The 24,935-nt window shown below is 68.7% G+C and carries 24 protein-coding genes and 1 riboswitch; of the genes, 16 read left to right on the forward strand and 8 right to left on the reverse strand.

The window, feature by feature from the left end:
* Nucleotides 1-93: 93 nt before the first annotated feature.
* The 5 genes from PQI66_RS10210 to PQI66_RS10230 all read right to left on the reverse strand — a co-directional run bounded on the left by PQI66_RS10210 (nucleotide 94) and on the right by PQI66_RS10230 (nucleotide 5,753).
* Nucleotides 94-1,122, reverse strand: a complete 1,029-nt coding sequence (locus PQI66_RS10210) for a hypothetical protein (protein ID WP_339998019.1) — start codon at nucleotides 1,120-1,122, stop codon at nucleotides 94-96.
* Nucleotides 1,123-1,396: 274 nt separating this feature from the next.
* Entirely contained in the window at nucleotides 1,397-1,972 is a 576-nt protein-coding gene (locus PQI66_RS10215; RefSeq protein ID WP_339998021.1) for an SWIM zinc finger family protein, read from the reverse strand.
* Nucleotides 1,972-3,846 (reverse strand): DEAD/DEAH box helicase, encoded by a 1,875-nt coding sequence (locus PQI66_RS10220; protein WP_339998023.1) that lies wholly within the window; start codon nucleotides 3,844-3,846, stop codon nucleotides 1,972-1,974. The genes PQI66_RS10215 and PQI66_RS10220 overlap by 1 nt, the downstream gene beginning before the upstream one ends.
* Nucleotides 3,847-3,855: 9 nt before the next feature.
* On the reverse strand, nucleotides 3,856-4,710 hold the full coding sequence (locus tag PQI66_RS10225) for an erythromycin esterase family protein (RefSeq protein ID WP_339998024.1): 855 nt from the start codon (nucleotides 4,708-4,710) through the stop codon (nucleotides 3,856-3,858).
* On the reverse strand, nucleotides 4,707-5,753 hold the full coding sequence (locus tag PQI66_RS10230; RefSeq protein ID WP_339998025.1) for an iron-siderophore ABC transporter substrate-binding protein: 1,047 nt from the start codon (nucleotides 5,751-5,753) through the stop codon (nucleotides 4,707-4,709). Before PQI66_RS10230 ends, PQI66_RS10225 begins: the two co-directional genes overlap by 4 nt.
* A gap of 166 nt (nucleotides 5,754-5,919) precedes the next feature.
* On the opposite strand from PQI66_RS10230, the gene PQI66_RS10235 reads away from it, so the two are divergent.
* The 7 genes from PQI66_RS10235 to PQI66_RS10265 all read left to right on the forward strand — a co-directional run bounded on the left by PQI66_RS10235 (nucleotide 5,920) and on the right by PQI66_RS10265 (nucleotide 11,568).
* Complete coding sequence (locus PQI66_RS10235; protein WP_339998027.1) at nucleotides 5,920-6,873, forward strand: ABC transporter ATP-binding protein; 954 nt, start codon at nucleotides 5,920-5,922, stop codon at nucleotides 6,871-6,873.
* 11 nt (nucleotides 6,874-6,884) lie between these two features.
* Complete coding sequence (locus PQI66_RS10240) at nucleotides 6,885-7,730, forward strand: ABC transporter permease (protein ID WP_339998029.1); 846 nt, start codon at nucleotides 6,885-6,887, stop codon at nucleotides 7,728-7,730.
* 29 nt (nucleotides 7,731-7,759) lie between these two features.
* Nucleotides 7,760-8,956, forward strand: a complete 1,197-nt coding sequence (locus PQI66_RS10245) for a histidine kinase (RefSeq protein ID WP_339998031.1) — start codon at nucleotides 7,760-7,762, stop codon at nucleotides 8,954-8,956.
* Nucleotides 8,957-8,959: 3 nt separating this feature from the next.
* Nucleotides 8,960-9,574, forward strand: coding sequence for a response regulator transcription factor (locus tag PQI66_RS10250; RefSeq protein ID WP_339998032.1), 615 nt, complete (start codon nucleotides 8,960-8,962; stop codon nucleotides 9,572-9,574).
* A gap of 43 nt (nucleotides 9,575-9,617) precedes the next feature.
* Nucleotides 9,618-10,502 carry a sulfurtransferase gene (locus PQI66_RS10255; protein ID WP_339998033.1) on the forward strand — a complete coding sequence of 295 codons (885 nt, stop codon included), beginning with the start codon at nucleotides 9,618-9,620 and terminating at the stop codon, nucleotides 10,500-10,502.
* Nucleotides 10,503-10,604: 102 nt separating this feature from the next.
* Nucleotides 10,605-11,150, forward strand: coding sequence for a PTS sugar transporter subunit IIA (locus tag PQI66_RS10260; protein ID WP_339998035.1), 546 nt, complete (start codon nucleotides 10,605-10,607; stop codon nucleotides 11,148-11,150).
* Nucleotides 11,151-11,175: 25 nt separating this feature from the next.
* Complete coding sequence (locus PQI66_RS10265; protein ID WP_339998037.1) at nucleotides 11,176-11,568, forward strand: hypothetical protein; 393 nt, start codon at nucleotides 11,176-11,178, stop codon at nucleotides 11,566-11,568.
* A gap of 18 nt (nucleotides 11,569-11,586) precedes the next feature.
* Here the strand turns inward: PQI66_RS10265 and PQI66_RS10270 are convergent, their stop codons facing one another.
* Entirely contained in the window at nucleotides 11,587-12,459 is an 873-nt protein-coding gene (locus PQI66_RS10270; RefSeq protein WP_339998038.1) for an SDR family oxidoreductase, read from the reverse strand.
* A gap of 322 nt (nucleotides 12,460-12,781) precedes the next feature.
* A riboswitch (glycine riboswitch) is annotated at nucleotides 12,782-12,874 on the forward strand.
* Nucleotides 12,875-12,924: 50 nt separating this feature from the next.
* Between PQI66_RS10270 and gcvP the strand changes: the two genes are divergently transcribed.
* The 9 genes from gcvP to PQI66_RS10315 all read left to right on the forward strand — a co-directional run bounded on the left by gcvP (nucleotide 12,925) and on the right by PQI66_RS10315 (nucleotide 22,757).
* Entirely contained in the window at nucleotides 12,925-15,858 is a 2,934-nt protein-coding gene (gcvP, locus tag PQI66_RS10275) for an aminomethyl-transferring glycine dehydrogenase (RefSeq protein WP_339998040.1), read from the forward strand.
* Nucleotides 15,858-17,033 (forward strand): glycine cleavage system aminomethyltransferase GcvT, encoded by a 1,176-nt coding sequence (gcvT, locus tag PQI66_RS10280; protein WP_339998041.1) that lies wholly within the window; start codon nucleotides 15,858-15,860, stop codon nucleotides 17,031-17,033. Before gcvP ends, gcvT begins: the two co-directional genes overlap by 1 nt.
* A gap of 38 nt (nucleotides 17,034-17,071) precedes the next feature.
* Nucleotides 17,072-17,455, forward strand: a complete 384-nt coding sequence (gene gcvH / locus PQI66_RS10285; protein WP_339998042.1) for a glycine cleavage system protein GcvH — start codon at nucleotides 17,072-17,074, stop codon at nucleotides 17,453-17,455.
* Nucleotides 17,456-17,493: 38 nt separating this feature from the next.
* The gene (locus tag PQI66_RS10290) at nucleotides 17,494-19,185 is read left to right on the forward strand and encodes a hypothetical protein (RefSeq protein WP_339998043.1); all 1,692 of its coding nucleotides are present in this window, start codon (nucleotides 17,494-17,496) and stop codon (nucleotides 19,183-19,185) included.
* Nucleotides 19,186-19,233: 48 nt separating this feature from the next.
* Nucleotides 19,234-19,785 (forward strand): orotate phosphoribosyltransferase, encoded by a 552-nt coding sequence (pyrE, locus tag PQI66_RS10295; protein WP_339998044.1) that lies wholly within the window; start codon nucleotides 19,234-19,236, stop codon nucleotides 19,783-19,785.
* Nucleotides 19,785-20,486 (forward strand): lysoplasmalogenase family protein, encoded by a 702-nt coding sequence (locus PQI66_RS10300; protein ID WP_339998045.1) that lies wholly within the window; start codon nucleotides 19,785-19,787, stop codon nucleotides 20,484-20,486. The genes pyrE and PQI66_RS10300 overlap by 1 nt, the downstream gene beginning before the upstream one ends.
* Complete coding sequence (locus PQI66_RS10305) at nucleotides 20,483-21,166, forward strand: TrmH family RNA methyltransferase (protein WP_339998046.1); 684 nt, start codon at nucleotides 20,483-20,485, stop codon at nucleotides 21,164-21,166. The genes PQI66_RS10300 and PQI66_RS10305 overlap by 4 nt, the downstream gene beginning before the upstream one ends.
* A gap of 89 nt (nucleotides 21,167-21,255) precedes the next feature.
* A complete protein-coding gene (locus PQI66_RS10310; protein ID WP_339998047.1) occupies nucleotides 21,256-22,026 on the forward strand; it encodes a hypothetical protein in 771 nt (256 codons plus the stop codon).
* 143 nt (nucleotides 22,027-22,169) lie between these two features.
* Nucleotides 22,170-22,757, forward strand: a complete 588-nt coding sequence (locus PQI66_RS10315; RefSeq protein ID WP_339998048.1) for a hypothetical protein — start codon at nucleotides 22,170-22,172, stop codon at nucleotides 22,755-22,757.
* A gap of 387 nt (nucleotides 22,758-23,144) precedes the next feature.
* Here the strand turns inward: PQI66_RS10315 and acuI are convergent, their stop codons facing one another.
* Nucleotides 23,145-24,143 (reverse strand): acrylyl-CoA reductase (NADPH), encoded by a 999-nt coding sequence (acuI, locus tag PQI66_RS10320; protein WP_339998049.1) that lies wholly within the window; start codon nucleotides 24,141-24,143, stop codon nucleotides 23,145-23,147.
* A gap of 80 nt (nucleotides 24,144-24,223) precedes the next feature.
* Nucleotides 24,224-24,889, reverse strand: a complete 666-nt coding sequence (gene acuR / locus PQI66_RS10325) for an acrylate utilization transcriptional regulator AcuR (RefSeq protein ID WP_339998052.1) — start codon at nucleotides 24,887-24,889, stop codon at nucleotides 24,224-24,226.
* Nucleotides 24,890-24,935 lie beyond the last annotated feature (46 nt).

Genomic DNA, 24,935 nt, shown 5'->3' on the forward strand with positions numbered 1-24,935 from the left:
GCGCCCTGCCCTCCAATCCCTGCCTCCAACGGGCAATTGGCACCATCCTGTGCACGCAGATCACCCTGATCGCGGGCACAGGATGGTGCCAATTCACGTCACGGGGGTCGTCACGGGGGTCGTCACGGGGCCGTCACCGGGGCCCGGATGCAACCGCAGGGCGGTGGCAACGGCATGGCGCACGTGCCCGAGCAGCTCGTCCCGGTCCCTGATGAGGTCCTTGTTGATCCGCACCGCCTCCCATCCCAGGGTCTTGAGCTTCTGGTACAGCCGGAAGTCGGTCTCCCGCTGCTCCTCCCCCGTGTGGTGCCTGCCGTCGTAGTAGAGCGCGACCCGCAGCTCCTGACAGGCCAGGTCAGGTGTGGTCCGCTTGCAGCGGACGTGCCGTGCCTCGTCCTTGTCGAGCACCTCACCGTCCTCCAGCGAGATGGTGACCTGGGAGGTCCAGGAACAGTGCGCGGGGATCTCGTCGCGGACGATGAGACGCATGACCGTCTCCATGGGGGACTGGGCGCCGTCGTCACAGAGTGCGAGGAGTTTCTTCAGACGGCGTCGATCCACGATGAATCTCGCCCCCGCCAGGATGTCGTCGGCAGTGACCAGGGTGCACTGGTAGAACGCGTCGATGAACTGGGTCGCACGGACCTCCACGTCAGTCAGTCCCGGAACCACAGGGGCCCACCACGTCTTCTTTCCGGTGAGGATCGTTGCCAGGCACTGGGCCGCGGCGGTCGGGGCATCCACGACCCGGAGGCCCGGGAACCGCGGGTCGACGTTCACCGTCGGCAGGTCGTCGCGCAACCTGCGGAAGACGGGTCCGCCCGGGGTCGTCGGGTTGCGACGCAACCGGGGGGACAGCAGCACGACCGGTCCGTTGTCCGCCCAGTACGGCAGCCCGTGTGCCGCCGCCGCACACCAACCTGCGCCCACACAGTCGGGGGCCAGCAGCCAGTGGCAGCGGAGTCTGGTGAGAATGTCCCACCGGTAGGGCCCCGGTTCGCAACTCGTCCACCCGTCGGGGCCGAGACGGTGACCTGTCATCCATGCCGGTGTCGGGCCTGCCGGTGGCAGCAGCACGCTGCGCACCGGTGTGTCCCAGGTGTCGGCCGTGCGCCGGGACACCCCGTCCGCGAGTGCGTCCCTCCGCAGCCTGGGCGCGCGGGACGGGTAGACACGACGGGTGAAGAGCGGCCCCCGTCCTGGTCTGATGCGCCCGGTTCTCTCGGCATTGTTCCAGTGATGTCCCCCGAAGTGTGTCCCCATGAGGCTGATCTAACACCATCGTGCACGGGGCGACGCCGACTTATCCACAGCCCCCGGCAATGGGCACCATCCTGTGCACATGATCCGCCCTGATCGCGGTCACAGGATGGTGGGTATTTCTCGTCGGGGCCGCCTACGGCGTCAACGGCGTCGACGGTGAGGTGAAGAAGGTGTCCGCGTCGACCTCCTCCAGCGGGATCCAGTCGGAGCCTGGTCCCGCGACGTCGCCCCAGGGCACCGTGGTGCTCCGGAGCTCCAGCGCGGTGACCGGCCGCTCGTCGATCTGCAGCACCAGGGCGTAGAGCGCCGCGAGGATGTGTGCGCAGGGTCTCTTCCTCGACCGGCACGTGCAGGACGCGGCCTCCTCCGGTGCCGTCGGCGTGACCGACACCCCGGCGTCGCGTAGTTCGGTGAGCATCTCGTCCGGCAGGTCACCGCTGGGGTCCGGACGGTGCCCGGCGAGGACGGCGGCCGCGGCATCGTTCTCCGCCGCGTCCCACTGCGCCAGGTTCAGGACGACGGTGGGGGCGGAGGACCCGTCGCGCACGAGTGCGGTGACGGCCCCGGCGGACCACGTCGGTTCCACCTTGTGGTTCCTGGCGAGGCTGCGTGCCTTGGGCAGCTGGGGGCGCGGTGAGCCGTCCGTGCGTTCCACGGTGCGCAGCCATGCGCGGCCCCACGGGGTCGCACCGAATTCAGCGTCGGGCATCAGAACACCTCCCTCAGTTCGAGCACGTCGCGCAGCTCCTCGTCGGACATGCTGGTCAGTTCGGCACTGTCGTCGCCGGTGACGGCGTCCGCCAGGCCCTTCTTCGCCCGGTGCATCTTCTCGATGTAGTCCTCGAAGGTGCCGCCGACGACGAGCGTGTGGACGCTGAGCCTGTTCTTCTGGCCGATGCGGTGCGCCCGCGCCGTCGCCTGTTCCTCCACCGCCGGGTTCCACCATCGGTCGTAGTGGATGACGTGGGACGCCCTGGTCAGGTTCAGGCCGAAGCCGGCGGCGCGCAGGCTGAGGATCAGTACCGGCGGGGCGTCCTCGTCCTCCTGGAACCGACGGACCATCTCGTCCCGCTCGGTGGCGGGGAGCCCGCCGTGGAGGAACGGCAGGGGGTCGCACCCGAGCTGTTCGGCGAGTCCGGTGGCCAGGATCTCGCCCATCGTCCGGTACTGGGTGAAGATCAGCGTGTACTCCCCGGCGGCGGTGATCTCGTCCACCATCTCGGCGACCCGGTCGAACTTCGCCGACCTGCCCGTCTCCCGGGTCGTCTCCCGGCCCGTGAACTGGTCGGGATGGTTGCAGATCTGCTTCAGGGAGGTCAGCAGTGTGAGGATCTGTCCGCTGCGGCCGGCACCGGTGTGGAAACCGGTGGTGAACGCGGCGGTCACGGCGTCGCGGTAGAGGGTGCGCTGGGCCTGGGTGAGTCCGCAGACCACCGTGGAGTCCAGGCGTTCCGGGAGCTCGAGCGCGACCTCGTCCTTGGTGCGCCGCAGCATGTACGGGGCGATGGTGTCCGACAACCGGGCTGCCGCGGTGCGGGACTGCCGCTGCCGGATCGGGGTGGCGAACCTCGTCCGGAACCGGGCCCTGGTGCCCAGGACCTGGGGCACGGCCACGGAGAACAGGGACCAGAGCTCCTCCAGACTGTTCTCCACCGGTGTGCCCGTCATGAGGATCCGCGCGGTGGCCCCGACGTCGACCGCGGCGCGGGTGACCTGGGAGGACGGGTTCTTGAGCTGCTGGGCCTCGTCGAAGACGGTGATGTCCCAGGCGCGTGTCGTCAGGACGTCGTCCGAGCGCAGGAGCGGGTAGCTGGTGAGCACGACCGCGCCGGCGGGGACCTCCTCGGGCAGGCTGCGGTTGGAGCCGTGGTACGTCAGGACCGTGATCTGGGGTGCGAAGCGCCGGATCTCCCGTGCCCAGTTCCCCAGGAGCGAGGTCGGGCAGACGACGAGGTGCGGGCGCTCGGCCGTACGTGTGGCAAGCAGGGCGATGACCTGCAGCGTCTTGCCGAGTCCCATGTCGTCGGCGAGGACGGCGCCACCGTCGTGCCGCACGCGGTCCCGGAGCCAGGACACCCCGTGCGCCTGGTAGGGGCGCAGGTCGGCCTTCACCTCGCCGGTCCGGAGACGTCCGGCGGTGTCCAGGTCGGTGCGGAAGGCGCTGACGAGGGAGGTTGCCGAGGGGATCGCCGTCTCCTCGTCGTTCGGGACGGCATGGCCCGCCGGGGGGAGGACGTCGGCGACGTCGGCGAACACCTCGTCGACGTCGCGCCCCTGCCGGGTGCGTGGACGCAGGGCGAACCGGCTCGCCGTGCGCCACGCCCGCGCGGAGTCGTCGAGATGACGCACGCGGGTCAGCGTCGACAGGCAGCGGGCGGTGGTGGTGAGGTCCGTGACGCAGACCTCGACATCCTCGACCGTCACCGTGTCCCCGTCGGGGACGACGAGGCGCGTCGTCGTCAGGCGTCCGGCGGGCAGGCCGGCCGCGGCCATCGTGGCCGCGATGTCGGGGACGCCCCACCAGGCGAACCCGTGTTCGCCGGGGAGGTAGGTGGCCTGGAGGCGGGACGTGGGGGAATGCACCGGGCAAGGCTACGGGAACGGTGTGTGCCCGCGCATATGGGAGCGGGCCGGGGGACAACACTTTCGGGTGTGGTCCTCTGGCGGGGCGTCGTGCAGGGAATCCGACATGAGGAGCAGGTCGAACGGTCCCGCCCACGCGCGGGGGAGCAGGGTGATGCCGTCGACGAGGGGAGCGGACACGGCTTCCGGACGGACAGCGGCCTCGGCCAGTGGGGTGTAGGGGCCCAGCGGATAGCGGGCCCGGGGGTCGCCGGGTCTCCACAGCGCACCGGCGACCCGGTACACACCGAGTTCGCCGGTGGCCAGGTGCGAGCCGAGGGAGTCGGGGAGCGTGGGGTCGAGGTGTTCGGTCTGCTCGAACACCAGGATGCGTTCACCCGGATGGTCGGACGCCAGCCGGCGGAGGTTGTCGAACTGGGCGCTGTCGCGGACGGCGAGGTCGCGGTGGGTGCCGTCGCCGTCCCCGTCGCCGAAGACGTCCAGTCCGGCGACGACCACCCGCCGGGAGGACGGGACGCCGGCGTTGTATCCGCGGAGCCACCGCAGCAGTGCGGCGTTGTGTGCCAGCGGGATGCGGAACCAGGACCACATCCCGGTGACCACCTCGTCCGACGGTTCGTCCGGTCCGTGACCGGCGAGGTAACGGTCGACCGCCCGGGCCCGGTGGACATTGGTTTCTGCCGCGATCAGCCGGAACCAGCCGGTGCGTACACCGTGGACGACCACTGCGTTGCGTGCTGCGAGGTACTCCGCGCAGTTGTGCAGGCCTTCGGCCCAGCCGACGACGTGCGCGTCGGCGACGAGGGCCTCGAGGACGGGGACGCTGGCGGGGTCCGGGACCGGGAGGAGGCCCCCGTCGGTCACAGCGGGGATTCGCCGTCGGCGGCGGACTGCAGCAGCGGCAGGTAGTTGTCGAGCATCCACGGCAGACTCAGCACCGAGATCGCACTGGTGGCGTAGACCATCGGCGGGTCGGTCAGGGGCACGTAGCCACCCTTCTCCACGGCGGGGATGCGGGCGAAGCCGGGGTCGGACTCCAGTGACTCCCGGATGTCGTCGCTGAGGTACCAGGACACCAGGACGTCGGAGTCTATCGACGCCCAGTTCTCCTTGCTGACCTGCACGGCGAAGGAGTCACCGGTGGTCGGGACACTGGGTGCGACGGTGAAGCCGAGCTGTTCCAGCAGGCTGATCCGTGAGTCGGTGGCGAGGTAGGTGTTGAGACCGTCACCGGTGGTGCCGGAGGCAAAGGCGATGGTCTTCCCCTCGAACTCGGGGTGCTCCGCCTTGGCGTCGGTGATGAGCTGGTGGGTGTCGTCGACGAGTTTCTCGGCCTGGTCACCGCGGCCGAGTGCCTCGCCGACGATGGTGGTCTGGTCCTCCCAGCTGGTCTGCCAGGGCTCGCCGGGGTAGGCGACGGTGGGCGCGATGTCGCTGAGTCGGGAGTACTGGTCGTCGGTGACGCCGGAGTTGACGGCGAGGATCACGTCCGGCTCGAGGTTGAGGATGTCCTCGTAGGGGAGGTCGTCCGACGTGGCGTCGAGCAGTTCGGGGTCGCCGTTCTCTCCGTCGATGTGCTCGCGGTCCCAGGGCAGGACGCCGGTGCCGTCGGTGGTGTCACTGCTCATGTCCGGCATGCCCACGGGCGTGACGCCGAGGGCGAGGGCGATGTCCTGGCTGCCCCAGCCGATGGTGACCACGCGCTCGGGTTCCTCGTCGATCGTCGTGGTGCCGAGGGCGGAGTCGATGGTGACGGGGAAGGCCGATTTGCTGGTGCCGGTGCCGTCGGAGCCGGAGGAGTCGGCGTCCCCGGAGTCACTGGAACAGGAGACGAGCGAGACGGCGAGGGCGCTGGCGCAGACGACGGCCGAGAGACGGCGCACGGGTGCAGGCGGGGTGATGGTCATGGGGATCCTCGGAGATGAACGGATGGAGTCAGGGAAAGGATAGCCTAAACTACATGATTCGAGCGGATGGGGGTGACATCTGTCACGGAAACCACGTGACATCCGCGTCGCAGCTCATGACAAACACCTCTACCTGCGTTGTCGGCCACCCGGCAGGATCGGTGTCATGACCACGACACCAGCCATCAGCGTTCATGACCTGACACGGACCTACCAGTCGAAAAAGAAGAAGGACGCCTACACCGCCGTCAAGGGGGTCTCCTTCGACGTACGGCACGGGGAGGTCTACGGCCTGCTCGGCACCAACGGTGCCGGGAAGACCTCCACCCTCGAGATCGTCGAGGGCCTCGCCGCGCCGACGAACGGCACCGTCCGCGTCCTCGACAAAGACCCTGTCGCCGACCGGGCAGTTATCCGGCCCGAACTCGGGATCATGCTGCAGTCCGGCGGGCTGCCCAAGGAGCTCACCGTCGCCGAGACGATGCGCATGTGGGCAGGCACGTGCTCCACCCCGTTGCCGGTCGACGACGTCCTCGGTGAAGTGGACCTCAACCACCGCACCGACGTCCGCGTCGGCTCGCTCTCCGGCGGTGAACAGCGCAGGCTCGACCTCGCCTGCGCCCTGCTCAACGACCCCAGCATCATCATCCTCGACGAGCCGACCACCGGCCTCGACCCGGAGTCCCGCAGCCGGACCTGGGAACTGCTGGCCACCCTGAAGAACCGCGGCGTGACGATGATCCTCACGACCCACTACCTGGAGGAGGCGGAACGCCTCGCCGACCGGATCGCCATCATGAACGACGGCGTCATCGCCGTGGAGGGACGGTTGGACGAACTCGCCGCCACCGAGGGTGCCGAGATCAGCTTCACCCTTCCGGACACCGGGTCGGCCGGCTCCTCCGGCCGGATGCAGGACATCTTCCCGTCCTTCCCCGGCGCGCAGGTCACCCGTGACGGTGAACAGTTCCGCATCGAGACCTCACAACTGCAGCAGGACACCCACCGACTGCTCGACTGGGCCGCCGGCAACAACGTCTCTCTGGGTCACTTCTCCGCCCGCCCGGCCAGCCTGGAGCGTGTCTTCAGCAAGATCGCCGGCACCGACTCCTCCGTCTGAAAGGAAGCATCATGACTACCGCAACAGCTCCCACCACCGACCGGACGTCCACCCGCACCGGCGGTTCGCCCGTCACACGCTTCATCGCCCTGGCACGTGCCGAGACCCTGCAGTTCCTGCGCAACAAGACGCTGCTGGTCAACGCCACCCTCGTTCCCATGGGCTTCGGCCTGGCGATGTACTTCATCCTCTCCGGGGACGACGAGCAGTCGAAGATCGAGGCGAGCGCGATGGCGATGGAGTACTTCCTGCTCTTCGCGTTGATGTTCGTGCAGTTCTACACCGTGTTGTCCATGGTCACGACCCGGCGCGACGAAGGTGTGCTGAAACGCCTGCGTACCGGTGAAGCCCGGGACGCCGAGATCCTCAGTGCGTCGTCCTTCCCCGGAGCCGTGCTGACCATCCTCTTCACCGTCGTGATGTCTGGCCTGCTCATGGCGTTCGGAGCACCGGGCCCGGTCAATGTGGTGCCGATCATCGTCGCCGTCCTCCTCGGGCTCGTCGTCACCAGCGGACTTGCCCTGGTCACGAGTGGGTTCACCAAGAACCCGGAGGCGGCGCAGATCACGTCGATGCCGGTGATGCTGCTGATGTTCGCCACCATGGGGAACTTCCGCCAGCTGTACCCGGAAGCCGTCGACGACGTACTCGCCCGCACACCGTTCGCCCTGATCTTCGACCTCGCCCAGTACGGGTGGGCCGGCAACACCTCGGTGGACCGGATGAACGACGTCGCCGCGCTGACCTCCGGTGAGGTGCTCGGGGAGACCTGGCCGATGATGCTCATCCTCGTCGCCTGGGCCGCGGTGTGCGTGTGGGCCGGGGCACGGTACGTCCGGTGGGACGTCCGGCACTGAGTGCTCCAGGCACTGATTAAATGGACCGCATGAACCCGACAGTGCTGCAGTCCGTCACCAGCCCGCGCCGCACGTGGCGGCAGCTGGGGGCGGGCGCGAAGCTCGCCGTGTACACCCGGTTGTCGGTGCACTCGGCGATCATCGGCATCGGTGTCGTCGCGATCGTCCTGCCCCTGTTGAATCTCAACCCCGATGTGTCGCTCTCCGGGTGGCAACAGCTGCTCATCGTCACTCTGGCCCTGGTGTTGATGACCGTCACGTTGGTGATCACCGAGTACCGTCCGGAGTTCAACACCCGGGCCAGGCCCCAGACGTGGCGCCTGCTGCTGGCCGGCGCGGTGTTGAGTGTCGCCGTGTGGGGCACAGGGGTGCTCATGTACCTTCTGGGCGACGGCGCCCTCGCATTGACCGGTATCTTCCTGGTCTTCGTCGTCATCACCTTCGCACCGCTGGGTGTCCTGCCGTGGATGCGGTGGCGGTGGACGGTCACCCTGGTCCTGACCACCGGGACGGCGCTGCTGACGTGGTCGGAGCTGATGTGGTGGCCGATGTTCTGGGGGACCTTCCTGCTCTGCACTGCGACGCTGTCCGCCTGGACGGTCGGTGTCGCCAAGCAGCTGGACCGGGCCCGCCTGACGGAGTCGGCGCTGCAGGTCAGCGAGGAGCGGCTGCGGTTCTCCCAGGAACTGCACGACACCCTCGGTCAGCGACTGGCGGCGATGTCGGTCAAGGCGGAGCTCGCCAGGGCCCTGGCGAAGCGTGGCGACGACCGGTTGGACGGTGAACTCGCGGAGCTCCAGGAGCTGGCGCGGACGTCGGTCACCGAGATGCACGAGGTCGTCGACGGCTACCGCGCCGTGAACCTCTCGACGGAGATCGAGGGGGCGCGTCAGCTGCTCAACAGCGCCGGGGTCCACCTGGAGGTCGAGGGCGACCCGACGGACCTCTCGGCACCGATGCGTGAGGTCGCCGGGTGGCTGGTCAGGGAGGGGACCACCAACGTGGTGCGCCATTCCGCCGCGACCCGCGTGCGTCTGGTGCTCTCGGCCGGCGCCACCGAGTCCGTGCGGATGAGCAACGACGGTGTCACCCGCGGCATTGAACGGCTCTCGGGGCTGGCCGGGATCCGTCGTCGCGCGGAGCCGCTGGGGGCGGAGCTCGTCGCCGAGCGCGACGGTAGTCTCTTCCACGTCACCCTCATTCTCAACCACACCTCACAGGAGTAGGCCATGAGCGACAGCACCGCCATCCGCGTCGTCGTGGTCGACGACGAGTCCCTCGTCGCCAGTTCCCTGTCGACGCTGCTGTCCCTCGAGGACGATCTCGACGTCGTCGCCACCCTCGGTTCCGGCGAGGAGCTCCTGGACTGGACCCGGCGCCATCCGGTGGCGGACGTCGTGGTCATGGATCTGCAGATGGGCGGGATGGACGGCATCGAGACCGCCGAGTCACTGCCGGAGGGGGTGAACGTCCTCATCGTCACCAGCCACGGCCGGCCCCGCCAGCTCAAGCGTGCGCTGGCCGGCGGGGTGCTCGGCTTCGTCCCGAAGACGTCCTCGGCGGGGGAGTTCGCCACGGCGGTGCGCACGGTGCATGCCGGGCGTCGGTACCTCGACCCGGAGCTCGCGGCGGCGGCGATCGGGGCGGGGGAGTCGCCGTTGACCGAACGGGAGGTACAGGTGCTCGAGGTCGCCGGCCAGGGAGGTTCGGTCGAGCAGATCGCCGCGACGGTGCACCTGGCGGCGGGGACGACCCGCAACTACCTGTCGTCGGCGATGGGCAAGACGGGGGCGTCGACCCGCTTCGAAGCGTGGCGGATCGCCCGCGAGCACGGCTGGTTGTGACCGCGGGAAGCGGCCGCACCCTTTCCCTCGTAAACTGGCCCGCATGACCCAGAGCCAGACCGAACCATTCATCTCCGCCGCAGAACTCTTCGACGCCAGTAGCAGGGGCACCCCGGTGACCGTCCTCGACTCCGACTGGGAGTGGGGTGAGCACGCCGCCTGGAACCTGTACGTGACCAGGCACATTCCGGGGTCGTTCTTCTGTGATCCGGGGACGATGCTGTCCGGGTCTCCGTCCGCGGCGGCCGGGCGCAACCCGCTGCCGAACAAGCACGTCCTGCAGCACTACATGGATGACTGGGGCATCCAGCCCGGCCTGCCGGTGCGGGTCTACGACCGTGGCGGGCTGCTGTACGCCGCGCGGGCGTGGTGGATCCTGCGGTGGGCGGGTGTCACCGACGTCCGGATCCTGGACGGCGGGACGCCCGCCTGGCTCGCCGCAGGCGGCGACATCGCCGCGGGGATCGGTTGCCTGCGCGGCAGGGGGACGTTCGAGGTGCTGGCCGACGGTGCGCCGACGATGCCGACGGCCGGGCTCGAGGAGGTGGTCGGGATTTCTGCGGCGGCGACCACGGGTGCGGCGGCACCGTTGCTGATCGACACCCGTCCGGCGGACCGGTTCGAGGGTCGACGCGAACGACTGGACCGTCGGGCGGGGCACATTCCCGGCGCGATCGGTGTGCCGGTCGCCGAACTCCTCGACGAGGGGCGCGTCCCGTCGTCGGAGGTGGTGCGGGACCGTCTCGCCGGCCACGGCATCACCGGTGACGACGTGGCCGCCGAGGCGGTCGTCTACTCCGGGTCGGGTGTGAGCTCGGCACTGTTCATCGCGCTGATGGAGCACGCCGGCCTGCCGGTGGCGCGCCACTACGTCGGTGGTTGGTCGCAGTGGGCGTCCGACCGGTCGCGTCCTGCAGCACTGGGGTAGAACTTTTCTGCACGAAATAATGCGGTTACGGCCCGCGCGGGGTTCGTCACGGTCTATCCTTTTGCCACCGCCACATACACCGCAACAGGATACGGAGGTCCCATGAGGGACGTAGGGGACACAGCGAAGTCGAGCGCGCCGGGGACCACGGAGGCCGGTGCCGCCGGAGTGTCCGGAGCCGGGCGACGTCCGGGTGCACTTGATGTCGTGACCCCCATGCCGGGGACGGTGGCACCGCTGTCCGCGGTTCCCGACCCGTTGTTCGCCGCCGGGACCGTGGGCCCGGGAATGGCCGTCGTCCCGGACCCCGGGGTGGAGTACGTGACCGTGTGCGCTCCGGTGGAGGGGGTCGTGACACGCCTGATGCCGCACCTGTTCCTCATCCTCACCGACGACGAGATCCCGGTGCTCGTCCACATCGGCATCGACACCGCGCAACTCGACGGTCAGGGGTTCTCCCTGCACGTGGAGCAGGGGCGACGGGTCCAGGTCGGTGAGCGGATCACCACCTACGCGCCGCTGTCGATCGGCCGGCTCGGCTTCGACCCCATCGTGGCCGTGGTGATGATGCAGCAGCACGGTGGCGTCGAGGAGGGCCTGACGCCGGGGGAGCCGTCCGAGCCCGGCGACGTGTTGTTCCGGTTCTGACTCCGGTACCGCCTATGCTGGTGGCATGCTCCGTCGATTCACCACCGTGGCGTGCGTCCTGCTGATGCTGCTGGGGGTCACCCGCCTCGGGGACCGGGTGGACCCGCAGTGGGGTGAGCTGCTCTTCTACTCGTTCTTCGGTGTCCTGGTCCTGCTGATGCTCAGCGCGATCGTCTTCACCGAGCGGGGGTACTTCGGCCCGGCCCGGCACCCGGTCAACCGGGTGTTCACCGGACTGAGCTGGGTGGGCACCATCGGGGCGGTCGTGCTGATGCTGGAACTGGTGTTGGGCAACACGATGCTGCTGTGGGTCAACGTGATCGCCAGCGCATGCATGTTCACCGGCATCGTCGGTGCCGCGGTCGTGGCACTGTCCGCCCGGCCGTGGCGTGACCTGTTCTACTCCCGGCGGCCCTGACTGCTTTTTCGCCGTCGCCTACAGCCCGTGCTTGGCGGCGATGATCCCGCCCATGGTGTCGCGGGGGAGCAGGCGCGACGCCGGGAACGCGAGGCGTGCGCTCGATCCTGCGGCGTAGAGCGGACGGGGACGTTTGTCGGCGACAGCCTTGAGGATCTCGGTGGCGACCTCCTCGGCGGAGATGCCCTTCGCCTCGTTCTGGTTGAGGTGGGCGAGCATCGTGCGGAAGTCCTCGGCGTAGTGGCCGTGGTCGTCGACGTAGATGGTGCGACGTTCGGACAGTCCGGTGTTGATGGCGCCGGGCTCCATCACGCTGACACCGATGCCGAACCGGCTGACCTCGCGCCGGGCGGAGAAGGCGAAGGCCTTGACCGCGGCCTTGGACGCGCCGTAGCTGCCGCGGAAGGCCAGGGGAAAGGTGCCGAGCATGGAGCCGACGAACACGACACGTCCTCGTCGGGCGTCGCGCATCTGCGGGAGCAGGAGCTGGGTGAGCTCGACGTGTCCGATGACGTTGACCTGGAAGAGCCGTTCGAGCGCCTCGCGGGGGAGCTCCTCGAGGGGGCCGTTCTGGCTCTCGCCGGCGTTGTTGACCAGGACGGTCACCGGGCCGACGCCGAGTTTCTCCAGCTCGTCCGGGACCTGCGCGATCGACTCCGGGTCGCCGAGGTCCAACGGGATGAGCTCGACACCTGCCGGGGTGTTCGCCCGCGCAGCGTCGGACCCCGGGTTACGGGAGGTGCCGATCACCCGGAACTGACGCTTGACCAGTTCCTTCGCGGTGGCCTGCCCGATGCCCGAGGTGGCCCCTGTGACGAGCGCGGTGTCGCCCTGCCGGGGGACGGGGAGGGAGGGGGTGCGGAAGCGGGAGAGGAAGGATGTTTTCGTCATGCAACCAGTGATACCCGTTTCGCTGGTGGCGCGTGGGTCAGATCCTGGTTTGGGTGACCGAAACCGGGTTTCGGCGTCGGCGGAGCCTGGGTTCCGGCACCCAGACCAGGATCAGATGGGAGCAGGGGGAGCGGCAAGGGGCACACAATCCGTGATTCCAGGTGTGCCAGATCACGTCTGCGGTTATACTGACCCCGATCGACGCACCATCCACAACTGAATCCGCCGTTCGCAGCCACTGTGGGAGAGGCCAGGTCCAGCGCCGGCCGCCGTAGGAGCAACACCTCCCCGTCGACACTCTCAGGCACCAGCACCACTGTGGCGAGGCAGCTCTGGAAAGAGCCGGTCACCGTCGTCCGTGACTCGGCCGCCGAAGGAGAAAAAGCTCTCAGGCACCATCGACAGAGTGGGGAGGGAGTACACCCGTGTCCGCACGACAGCACACAGGAAGAGACCCCCTGACACATGGCAACGCCCCACGACGCATTCCCGAACCGTCACATCGGCCCTGACGCCGACGCCACCTCGGAGATCCTCGCCACCCTCGGCTACGGCAGTTCGCAGGAACTCGCCGCCGCGGCCCTGCCCGCCAGCATCGCCCAGCAGGGTCCGATCGGCCTCGCCCCCGCCCTGGACGAGACGGAGGCCCTGGCCACCCTGCGCGGTTTCGCCGCGAAGAACACGGTGAAGAAGCAGCTCATCGGTGCCGGCTACTACGACACGGTCACCCCGGCGGTCATCCGTCGCAACGTGGTCGAGAACCCGGGCTGGTACACCGCCTACACCCCGTACCAGCCGGAGATCTCCCAGGGCCGTCTCGAGGCGCTGCTGAACTTCCAGACGATGGTCGAGGACCTCACCGGCCTGCCGATCGCCGGCGCCTCTCTCCTGGACGAGGCCACCGCCGTCGCCGAGGCCGTGCAGATGATGGCGCGGCTGAACACCAAGGCGGCGAAGAAGGGTGGTGTCGTCCTGCTGGACGCCGCCCTGCACGCCTCCAGCATCAACATCACCCGTGCCCGCGCCGCCGCGGTGGACATCCCGGTGGAGATCGTCGACATCACCGCCGAAGCTATCGCCGCCCGTGAGGACGCCCTCATTGGTGTCGTCGTCTCGAACCCGGGCACCACCGGTGGGCTGCGCGACGACCTCGGCGAGGTCATCGCCGCCGTCCACGAGCAGGACGGTCTGGTCACCGTGGCCTGCGACCTGCTGGCGCAGGTGCTGGTCACCTCGCCGGGCGAGTTGGGCGCGGACATCGCGGTCGGTTCGGCGCAGCGTTTCGGTGTGCCGTTGTTCTTCGGTGGCCCGCACGCGGCGTTCCTGGCGTGCCGGGAGAACATGCAGCGCAAGCTCCCGGGCCGCATCGTGGGTGTGTCGGTGGACGCCGAAGGCACCCCGGCCTACCGGCTGTCGCTGCAGACCCGTGAGCAGCACATCCGCCGGGACAAGGCGACCTCGAACATCTGTACCGCCCAGGCGCTGCTGGCCGTGGTCGCCAGCTTCTACGCCGTCTGGCACGGCCCGCAGGGACTGCGCGAGATCGCCACGGCGGTGCACGGCCGGGCGACCGCCCTGGCCGTCGGCCTGTCCGGGGCGGGGCTGACCCTGGCACACGACCGGTTCTTCGACACGGTCACCGTGCAGGTGCAGGACGCCGCGTCCACCGTCGCCGCCGCCTGTGAAAAGGGCTTCAACCTGCGTCACGTCGACGACACCCACGTCGGTGTCTCCGTCGGCGAGTCGACCACCGACGGCGACATCGCCGAACTGCTGCAGGTCATCGGTGACGTCGCCAGCTCGGTGACGACCACCGAGTTCACCGCGCAGGACGGCCCGCTGTCCGACCTGCTGCGCACCGACGACATCCTCACTCACCCGGTCTTCCATTCCGTGTCCTCGGAGACGCAGATGATGCGCTACATGCGCCGTCTCGCGGACAGGGACCTGGCCCTGGACCGCACGATGATCCCGCTGGGCTCCTGCACCATGAAGCTCAACGCCGCGGTGTCGATGGAGCCGATCACCTGGCCGGAGTTCGCCGGCATCCACCCGATGGTCCCGGCGGACCAGGCCACCGGCTGGTGGGAGCTCATCGACGACCTGGAGGACCGGCTGGCGAAGATCACCGGCTACGCCGCGGTCTCCGTCCAGCCCAACGCCGGCTCGCAGGGCGAGCTCGCTGGCCTGCTGGCGATCCGCCGGTTCCACGTCGCCAACGGCGACGACCAGCGCACCCTCGTCCTGATCCCGGCGTCCGCGCACGGCACGAACGCCGCGTCCGCCGCACTGGCCGGTCTGAAGGTCGTCGGCGTGAAGAACGCCGAGGACGGGTCGATCGACCTGGACGACCTCGACACGAAGATCGACAAGTACGGCGAGCAGATCGCCGGCATCATGATCACCTACCCCTCCACCCACGGCGTCTTCGAGGAACATGTCCGCGAGGTGTGCTCGAAGGTGCACGCCACCGGCGGGCAGGTCTACATCGACGGGGCGAACCTCAACGCCCTGGTCGGCCTGGCGCAGCCCGGTGAGTTCGGCGGCGACGTCAGCCACCTGAACCTGCACAAGACCTTCACCATCCCGCACGGCGGTGGCGGCCCGGGTGTCGGCCCGGTGTGCGTGGGCGAGCACCTCATCCCGTTCCTCCCCTCCGACCCGTGGGCCGACGTCACCGTCGAGCCGGACGCCCAGGAGGGACGCCCCGTCTCCGCCGCGAACCAGGGCTCCGCCGGCGTTCTGCCGATCTCCTGGACCTACATCGCGATGATGGGCGACGAGGGGCTCACCGAGGCCTCCCGCATGGCGCTGGTGAACGCGAACTACATCTCCCGCCAGCTCGCCGACAGTTTCCCCACCCTGTACACCGGCGAGAACGGTCTGGTCGCCCACGAGTGCATCCTGGACCTGCGCGAGCTGACCAAGCAGTCCGGCGTGACCGCCGCCGACGTGACCAAGCGGCTCATGGACTTCGGTTTCCACGCCCCCACGCTGGCTTTCCCGGTCGCGGGCACGCTGATGGTCGAGCCGACGGAGTCCGAGGACAAGCACGAGCTGGACCGGTTCATCACCGCCCTGCGCACCATCCGCGCCGAGATCGACGAGGTCATCGCCGGGGACGTCGCCGTCGAGGACTCCGTCCTGCGCCACGCGCCGTTCACCGCCGAGTCCGTCATCCGCGACGACTTCGAGGACGCCGTCTCCCACGGCCACTTCTCCCGCGAGAAGGCGGCGTTCCCGGTGCGCACGCTGCGCCGCGACAAGTACTTCCCCGCCGTGCGCCGCATCGACGACGCCTACGGCGACCGCAACCTGATGTGCTCCTGCCCGCCGCTGGAGGACTTCGACATCGACGCTGCAGAAGCTGACACCGAGAACTCCGAGAGTGAGAACTGATGACCAAGCACACCGCACTGCACCCGGTCCATGAGACGCTCGGCGCGAAGTTCACCGACTTCGGCGGCTGGGACATGCCCCTGAAGTACGACAAGGAGCTCGAGGAGCACCGCGCGGTCCGCGAGGCCGTCGGCGTCTTCGACCTGTCGCACATGGGCGAGGTCCGGGTCACCGGGCCGGACGCCGCCGCCTTCCTCGACCACGCGCTGATCTCCCGGCTGTCGGCGGTGAAGGTCGGTAAGGCGAAGTACTCGATGATCTGCACCGCCGACGGCGGCATCATCGACGACCTGATCACCTACGTCCTGGCCGACGACGAGTACCTGGTGATCCCCAACGCCGGCAACGCCCCCGCCGTCGCCGAGGCCCTGCGTGAGCGGGCGGAGGGCTTCGACGTCGCCCTCACCGACCAGACCGACGACATCTCCCTGATCGCCGTACAGGGCCCGCAGGCCGCCGCCGTGATGCTGGAGATCGTCGAGGCGGTCACCGACGCCCCCGAGGCGTCCGGCGCGGGACAGACCGTGCAGGATGCTGTCGCCGGCCTCGGCTACTACGCAGCCTTCCAGGGCACCGTCGCCGGCGTCCCGGCGATCATCGCCCGCACCGGCTACACCGGCGAGGACGGCTTCGAGATCTTCGTCGAGAACGGGACCGACGGCGCACAGGCGACCGCCGTGTGGGACGCGGCCCTGGCCGCCGGCGAGCCCCACGGGGTGCGCCCCTGCGGGCTGGCCGCCCGTGACACGCTGCGCCTGGAGGCCGGCATGCCGCTCTACGGCAACGAGCTGAGCCTGCAGCTCACCCCGGTCGACGCCGGGCTGGGCATCCTCGCGGCGACGAAGTCCAAGGAGGAGTTCGTCGGGCGCGACGCCATCGTCCGTGCCAAGGAGGAGGGCACCACGCAGACGCTCGTCGGCCTGGTCGGCGAGGGGCGTCGCGCCGCGCGCGGCGGCTACGAGATCCAGGACGCCGACGGCAACCGCCTCGGTGCGGTCACCTCCGGGGCACTGTCGCCGACGCTGGGCTACCCGGTGGCGATGGGCTACGTGTCCGCCGACGCCGCCGCCGACGGTGGGGCCGCGGCCGTGGGGTCGACCGTGACCGTCGACATCCGGGGGAAGGCCCACCCCTACACCGTCGTTGCGCTGCCGTTCTACTCGCGCGAGAAGTAACATCCACCCCTGACTGCACTTTTTCGAGGAGAAACACCATGACTGCACTGCCTACCGACCGCCTGTACTCCGAGGAGCACGAGTGGGTGAACTCCACCGACATCTCCGCAGGTGACACCATCCGTGTCGGTATCACCCACGTCGCCGCCGAGGCCCTGGGCGAGATCGTCTTCGTCGAGCTGCCCGAGGTCGGCACCGAGATCGAGGCCGGCGAGCCCTACGGCGAGGTCGAGTCGACCAAGTCCGTCTCCGACATCTACGCCCCGGTGTCCGGCGAGATCACCGCGGTGAACGAGGACCTGGAGGACAACGCCGGGGTCATCAACGACGACCCCTACGGTGCCGGCTGGCTCTACGAGGTCACCGTCACCGAGGTTGGCGAGCTGATGGACCACGAGGCCTACGGGGCCGCCAACCAGTAGTTCCCGGCTCCCGGGCCGCCTCGTTTATGCTTGGCATGATGTCTGTCGCCGTCGTCGCTCTTCTGCTCGGGCTCGCGTTGCTGGTTTTCGCCGCGGGCCTGTTCTGGCGTGCGGCGAAGCAGGCGCCGCCGTCATCGGTGCCCCCGCGGGCGGAGGAGACGCCGGGGGACGCCGCGGCCCCCGACGAGGAGACCGCGACAGACCCCGGGGCTGACCCGCGGCCCGGGCCGGTGTCTGCACCTGTGTCTGAGCCGCCGTCGGCATCCGGGACACCGGCCGAGCCGGAGCCCCCGGTCGGTGACGCGGTCGGTGACGCGGTCGGTGACGCGCTCAACGACGCAGGCGGTGACTCGCTCAGTGACGCAGCCGGTGAGCCGATCCCGGCGTCCCGCCAGGCCGCCGCCGCAGGGGCGGACGGCACGACGGCGGACGTGGCGGAGACGCCCGAGACGTCGGAGTCGTCGTCCGGCGGACTGTTCGCGGGTCGGCGTGCCCGCCGGCAGTGGGCGCAGTCCCACGGCTACGAGTACGCCAAGGAGGACCGCTACCTGCCGGGGGAGTGGCCGGACAGCCTGATGACCCTGATCCGCGCCGACGCCGCCGCAGGGTCGGCCGCCACCGTCGCCCGTGACCTGGTCTCCGGGTTCACCGGCGGACACCAGTTCCACCTCGCCGAGGTCAACGGGATCACCGTGGTGGCGTTGCGCCGGGAGGTGTTCTCCCCGGTGCAGGTCCACCTCTCCGACGGTGCGGCGATGCCGGCGGGGATGCGACACTCCGAGCTGTGCGACCGTCCGCCCTACACGGGTTACTCCTCGGACAACCGTGCGCTGGACCGGATGCTCGACAGCCGGGTCGACGCGGCACTGCACGCCCTGGCCGGCTCGGTGTCGGACATCGCGTTGAGCACCACGTGGGTCGCGATGAAGATGGCCCGTCGTACGGACCCGCCGATCTGGGACCATGTCATCCACCAGGGCCGTGCGCTGGTGTCGGCGTCGCGGGTGCTTCCGCCGCGGGTGACCACGCAGGAACTCGACATGACCAACGCCGACCCGACCCGCCCGCGCGTGCGCGGGACGGTGGAGGCCGCCGCCGTCGATGAGCGCATCGAGCCGGCGCAGGGCGCGCAGACATCGGACGGGGAGGACGCGCAGGACGGCACGTCGGCGCACCGTGGCCACCTGCGCGCGGTGCCGGACGCGGTGACGCCGGAGACCACGTCCGACGAGATCGCCGCGGACCGTCGGGACGGCGAGGCTGGCGAGGTCGGGGACGCCGGGAACGCCGGAGATGTCGGTGAGGCCCGGCCGCGGATGGAGCGTTCGTCCACGCCGGTCGATTTCCCGACCCGCTCCGAGGCCCAGACGATGGGCGACACCTCGGGTTTCCCCGAGGACGCAGACGGTGAGACCGTCGACGCGGATCCGATTCCCGCGGTCGGCGAGGACCCGGCGCACAGCCGGACGGCCTCGGGGGGTGGCCCGCGGGTGATCCGTGCGGCCGACCAGCGTTCCACCATCTTCGGTGACGACACCGAGTCCACCGACACGACGTCGACGGAGGTCGACATCGTCGGCCGGGCGGCGGGCACCGCGTCCCGCGGTCGGCACCGTGCACCGTCGGCGCGGCATGCGCGTCACGTGGGGGAGTCGGGCGAGCCCGGCGACGCGGACTACCCGGAGGTCGACGCCGAGGTCGTTGATCCCGAGGACAGCGGAACCCCGTAAGATCCACAGCAGTACCCGCCACAGTCTGAAACACGTAAGGACGCCTCCATGAGCACGCCCACCGTCAACGCCGACAAGCTGAAGCGCCTCGCCGAACTGGTCACCGACCTCGCCGTGGTCCACGGCCGGGTGACGCTGTCCTCCGGCAAGGAGGCCGACTACTACGTTGACCTGCGCCGGGCCACCCTGCACCGCGAGTCCTCGGCGCTGATCGGTGAGCTGCTGCGCGAGCTCACCGCCGACTGGGACTACGTCTCCGTCGGCGGGCTGACCCTGGGCGCGGACCCGGTGGCCACCGCCGTGATGCACGCCGGTGAGGACGTCGACTCCTTCGTGGTGCGCAAGGAGACCAAGAAGCACGGCATGCAGCGCCGGATCGAGGGGCCGGACATCGAGGGTAAGCGCGTGCTCGTCGTCGAGGACACCACGACGACCGGGAACTCGCCGCTGACCGCCGTCGCCGCCGTCCGCGAGGCTGGTGCGACGGTCGTCGGGGTGGCCACTGTGGTGGACCGGGCCACCGGTGCGAAGGACGTCATCGAGGCCGAGGGCGTGGAGTACCGCAGCCTGCTCGGTCTGGAAGACCTGGGCCTGGCCTGATGCGGTTGTGGCGGGCGGCGTACCTCACCGCCGGTGCGGTGTCGGTGACGGCTGCTGCGGCGGGGCGTCGCGGCGACCGGGTGACCCAGGTGGTCAAGCCCGCGCTGATGCCGCTGCTGGGTGCTCATGCGTGCGGTCGTGCCTCCCGCGGTGACCGTCTGCCCGTGGTGCTCGCCGGGCTCGCCGGTGGCCTGGTGGGCGACATGATCCTCATGGGGAAGGACGGCCGTAGCGAGGATGCGTCCGTACGTGCCCGCAACCTGAACCTGGGGTCCGCCGCGTTCATCGTGAACCAGCTCGCGTACATCAGCGAGCTGTGGTGCCGGGGCCACCGGCCGCGCCGTTCGACGCTGGTGCTGCGCGCTCCGGTGCTCGCCTCGGGGATCGTCACCGCAGCGACGGGCGCGCCAGCCGCGCTCCCTGCCGCCGCCGGCTACGGCACGGCGCTGGCGGCGACGTCGGTGCTGGCCGCGGACCCGGAGGCACGTACGGACGGTTCGTCGGCGGACCTGTCCGGGCTCGGCCTCGGGGGCAACCTGTTCGTCCTGTCGGACGGCCTGATCCTGGCGCGTCTGGCGTTCCTGCGTGGTGGGTCGCCGGTGGTGCAGCGGCTCGACGGGCTGGTGGACGGCCTGGTCATGGCGACGTATGTGGCGGCACAGCTGCTGATCGTCGAGGGGCTGACGGGGCGGAAGAAGTGAGCGAGGAGCCGGCAGAGCAGACACCCGGCCGCGGCCCGACGGAGTGGTTCGATCACCCGGTCGGCGTCAGCCCGTGGAGTGAGGAGTACCCGGGCGTCCCGTTGCCCGAGGACGCCCATTTCGACCCGGAGCTGCTGGAGAACGGGGATCGCCGCAATGTCGTCGACGGCTACCGCTACTGGCGGTTGGAGTCGATCGTCGCGGACATCGACGCCCGGCGGCACAAGCTGCACATCGCGATCGAGAACTTCGAGAACGACTCGAACATCGGCACCGTGGTGCGCACGGCGAATGCGTTCGCGGTGGACACGGTGCACATCGTGGGGCGCAAGCGGTGGAACCGGCGCGGTGCGATGGTCACCGACCGCTACCAGCACCTGCTGCACCATCCGGACACGGAGTCAGTGACTGACTACGCGCGGGAACATGATCTGACGGTGGTGGCGGTGGACAACACCCCGGGGTCGGTGCCCTTGGAAACCGCTCGGCTGCCGGAGCGGTGCCTGCTGCTGTTCGGACAGGAGGGCCCGGGGGTGACGGCCCAGGCGCAGGACGCTGCGGCGTTGACGGTGTCGATCGCCCAGTTCGGCTCGACGAGGTCGATCAATGCCGGGGTCGCCGCCGGTATCGCCATGCACGCCTGGGTCCGCCAGCACGCGGACCTGGGGGATGCATGGTGACCTACCAGCATAAGTAAGTCTCATGGGCGGCGGCAGGGTACATTTCTCTGGACGTTATTTTTCAGAGACTTAAGGATGTTCGGTTCCCCATGATCCGTCGCTTTGCCAAGCCCCTGTCCCTCGCCGTGCTGCCGTTGGCAGTCTCCGGTGCCCTCGTGTCGTGTAGTTCGGACGACGCCGAGAACTCGGACGCCGGGACTGACTCGGCCTCCCAGGAGGCACTGCAGAACCCGCCGGCATCCGATGCTCCGCGGGACTTGATCCTGGACGATGCAAGCACTCCGGAGGGGTACACCTACGAGACCCTCACGTCGGAAGACGACGAGGATCTCAGCGAATTCTTCGGTGACGAGGGTGCCGAGGAAGAGGACGTCGTCACTCCGCCGCACTGCGCACCGCTGGCGGTCGACAGCGCCCTGCTGTTCGAATGGATGATGCAACCGTCCGACACGTCCGCCGTGGCGTCGTTCACCCACGGTGAGGACGACGAGTCCGGTGTGATTGTCCGAGTGAGCACCGGGGCCCCGGAAGGTGGCCTGCCGGACGTCTCCGAGTGCGGGGAGTTCTCCAGCGAGTCGAACAGCGCGATGGGTGCGATGTCGAAGTCCTTCCGCGCCGAGCCCGTGGACGTCAGCATCGGTGACGCGGACCAGTTGATGGCGGCTGACGTGACGGTGACCGCCCTGACCATCGACGGCGAAGACATCGGGGCGGAAGCCGTGGACGAGACCGTGCGGTACATCACCGGAACCGTCGGCGACCGGACGTTCAATGTGGTCGCGAGTGGCATGGTCGACGATGAGACCGCACGGCAGCTGGCTGTGGACCAGGTCGCGCGGATGAACAACGTCGGCGCGTGATGCTCCCGATGGTGAGAACTGGTCGGAAAGCGGTAGTCGTCGCTGTTTCCAGCCTGCTCGTCCTGTCCGCCTGCACGGGTGAAGACCCAGATGCATCCGACGAATCCGCCGTTGCGGGTGCCGAAGGCAACGGAAGCCAGGAGGTGGCGATCTCGCCTGATGAGGTGGTGCTCACTGCGGACGATGCTCCGGCCGGGTACGTGGCCGAGGACTTCTACGGCATCTTCGGATCGTCCGACTCAGGAAACTCCGGCACGATCACCCCGCAGGAGTGCGCGCCCTTCGTGTTCGACACGTCTGTCCTACTCGACTGGGGTGCTCGGCCGCGAGACACCACAGCTGTCGCCTACTTCACCGGAGATGACGGGTCGAGTGTGATCGTTTACGTTGACGCCACCGCTGATGGGGCGGAGACGCCTGATCCGACGCTGTGCGGTGACGTCACGCGGGAGAACGCCTCAACCCTGGGGACCACGGTCACGAGTTACGCGATGGTACCCGCCGACGTCAGTGTCGAGGGCGCTGACAGCGTCGCCGCCGTTGACCTCACGGTCAGCGGGCTGACATTGGATGGTGAAGAGTTCAACGTCGGCAGCAAGGTCGGCGAACGCTCTCAGATCATCACCGCGACCGTCGGTTCCACGGTGGTGACGGTGGCGGGTACGGAACCTGCCTCGATGGACACTGTCGCGCAGGTGGCCAATGCTCAGGTCGCCGTGATCAAGGGGTAGACGCCGTTAGGCGCCCCGCCACGCTGTCTGGTCCATCGCCACGGCGGGATGGACGGCCAGCGCTGCATCATCAGTCCGACCCGATCGAGTTTTTGTCGGCGGGAAGTGTGAACTGCGTTGTCGACTGCATCTGTGACTGCGATTGTATGGTCAAGATGGTGCTAGTGAGAAGTAGACTTTGCGGGATCTCGCGCGGCTGGCGGTCCATGTAGATCTGTTTGACGCACGTGCATGATCGGAGCGGAGAGCAGAGGATCGAAGACCCTGATGGCAGGAGTCTTTACGACGCTTGTTCTGTGCCCTGCCGAGTTCGCGACGGTCAAACGCTGTGCTGACAGTGCAGGTGGGCGTTCTTGCCCGTCGGTCGCCTCGTCGGGGCAGGCGGTGCTAGAACTTGTTGACGTCCACGACGACCCGTCCGCGTACTTTGCCGTCCAGGAGCTGCTCGGCGGTGGGAATGGCCTCGTCCAGGCCGATTTCGTTGGTGATCATGGCCAGCTTCGCCGGGTCAAGATCCTTGCCCAACCGGTGCCACGCCTCAAGACGGTCCTCGATCGGGCACATCACGCTGTCGATACCGGCCAGGGTCACACCGCGGAGGATGAAGGGGGCGACCGAGGTCGGCAGGTCCATACCCGCCGCCAGTCCGCAGGCGGTCACCACGCCGCGGTACTTCGTTCCGGCCAGAACGTTGGCCAGGGTGTGGCTGCCAGCCACGTCGACCGCACCGGCCCACCGGGCCTTCTGCAGCGGCTTGCCTGCCTCAGAGAAGTCAGCCCGATCGAGGATCTCCGAGGCGCCGAGATCCTTCAGGTACTGGTTCTCGTCGGGACGCCCGGTAATCGCCGCGACGGTGTATCCCAGCTTCGCCAACACGGCGACAGCCACACTGCCCACTCCGCCGGATGCTCCGGTGACGGCGATCTCCCCCTGCTCCGGAGTGACACCGTGGCGTTCCAGGGCCATCACGCACAACATGGCGGTGTAACCGGCGGTACCGATGGACATCGCCTGTGCCGGGGTGAAGTTGTCGGGCAGCGGCACCAGCCAGTCGCCGTTGACCCGCGCCTTCTGTGCCAGTCCTCCCCAGTGGCGTTCCCCGACACCCCAACCGTTGAGGATGACCCAGTCGCCCTCGGAATAGTCGGCGGTACTGTCGGAGTGCTCGCTGTGCTCGACCTGTCCGACGAAGTCAATGCCGGGCACCATCGGGAAGTCGCGCACGATCTTGCCGTTGCCGGTGATCGCCAGGGCATCCTTGTAGTTCATCCCTGAGTGGCTCACCCGCACCGTCACGTCGCCGTCGGGAAGCTGCTGTTCGTCGAGCTCGGTCAGGCGTGCCCGGTAGCCGTTGTCGTCATTGTCGATCAGTACACCTGTGAACACGGAAGATGCTCCTTGCATAGTGGGGGAAGCGTTCGCCCACCAATATTAGACCGACCGTCTTAAAAAATCGACCGATAGTCCTACCTCGAAGACTCCTCCGGAGCGATTCCCAGGCCAGTGAGGTAAAAACCTCGGAACGTCCGCAGGGGTTCGACACGGCGGTGAAGTTTGGCATGCAGGACCGCACCCTCCCAACCGATCCAGAACGCCTCGGCCGACTGCCGGCAGTCGATCCAGGCGGGAATCTCGCCATTGTCCTTGGCGGTGGTCAGGCAGGCGGCAACACGTTCCTGCCAGCCGGCGAGTACATCAATGATCTGGGCGCGGTAGGCCTCGGGAAGTGCATTCATCTCCTGGCCCAGATTCCCGATCACACAGCCACGCCGGTAGGCATGCCGTTGCATGCCGTCCTCGGCATCCATACAGAAGGCGGTGATGCGCTCGATGGCAGGCATGGTTTCATCGCCCAGGTGCCGGTCGATCTTGCGGGTGAAGTACTGGTCGTACTCGGTGATGACTGCCGCCCCGAAGGCCTCTTTGCTCCCGAAGTAGTTGTAGAACGATCCTTTTGGCACCCCGGCGGTGGTGAGGATCTCGTCGATGCCGGTCGCGCCGTAGCCTTTTTCTGTCAGTGCGACGACACCGGCACGGCACAACAGTTCCCGGGTGTCCTGGCGGGACGCATCCGTTTTGCGCGGACGACCGCGTTTGCGGGGCTGGGGGCTGGCGGATGTGGTCTCAGTCATGGGCGCGGGGGTCTCCATAGTTTGCGGAGGGAAAATCGAGGACAAG

This window comes from Corynebacterium sp. USCH3 (genome assembly GCF_037619475.1).
Lineage (GTDB): Bacteria > Actinomycetota > Actinomycetes > Mycobacteriales > Mycobacteriaceae > Corynebacterium.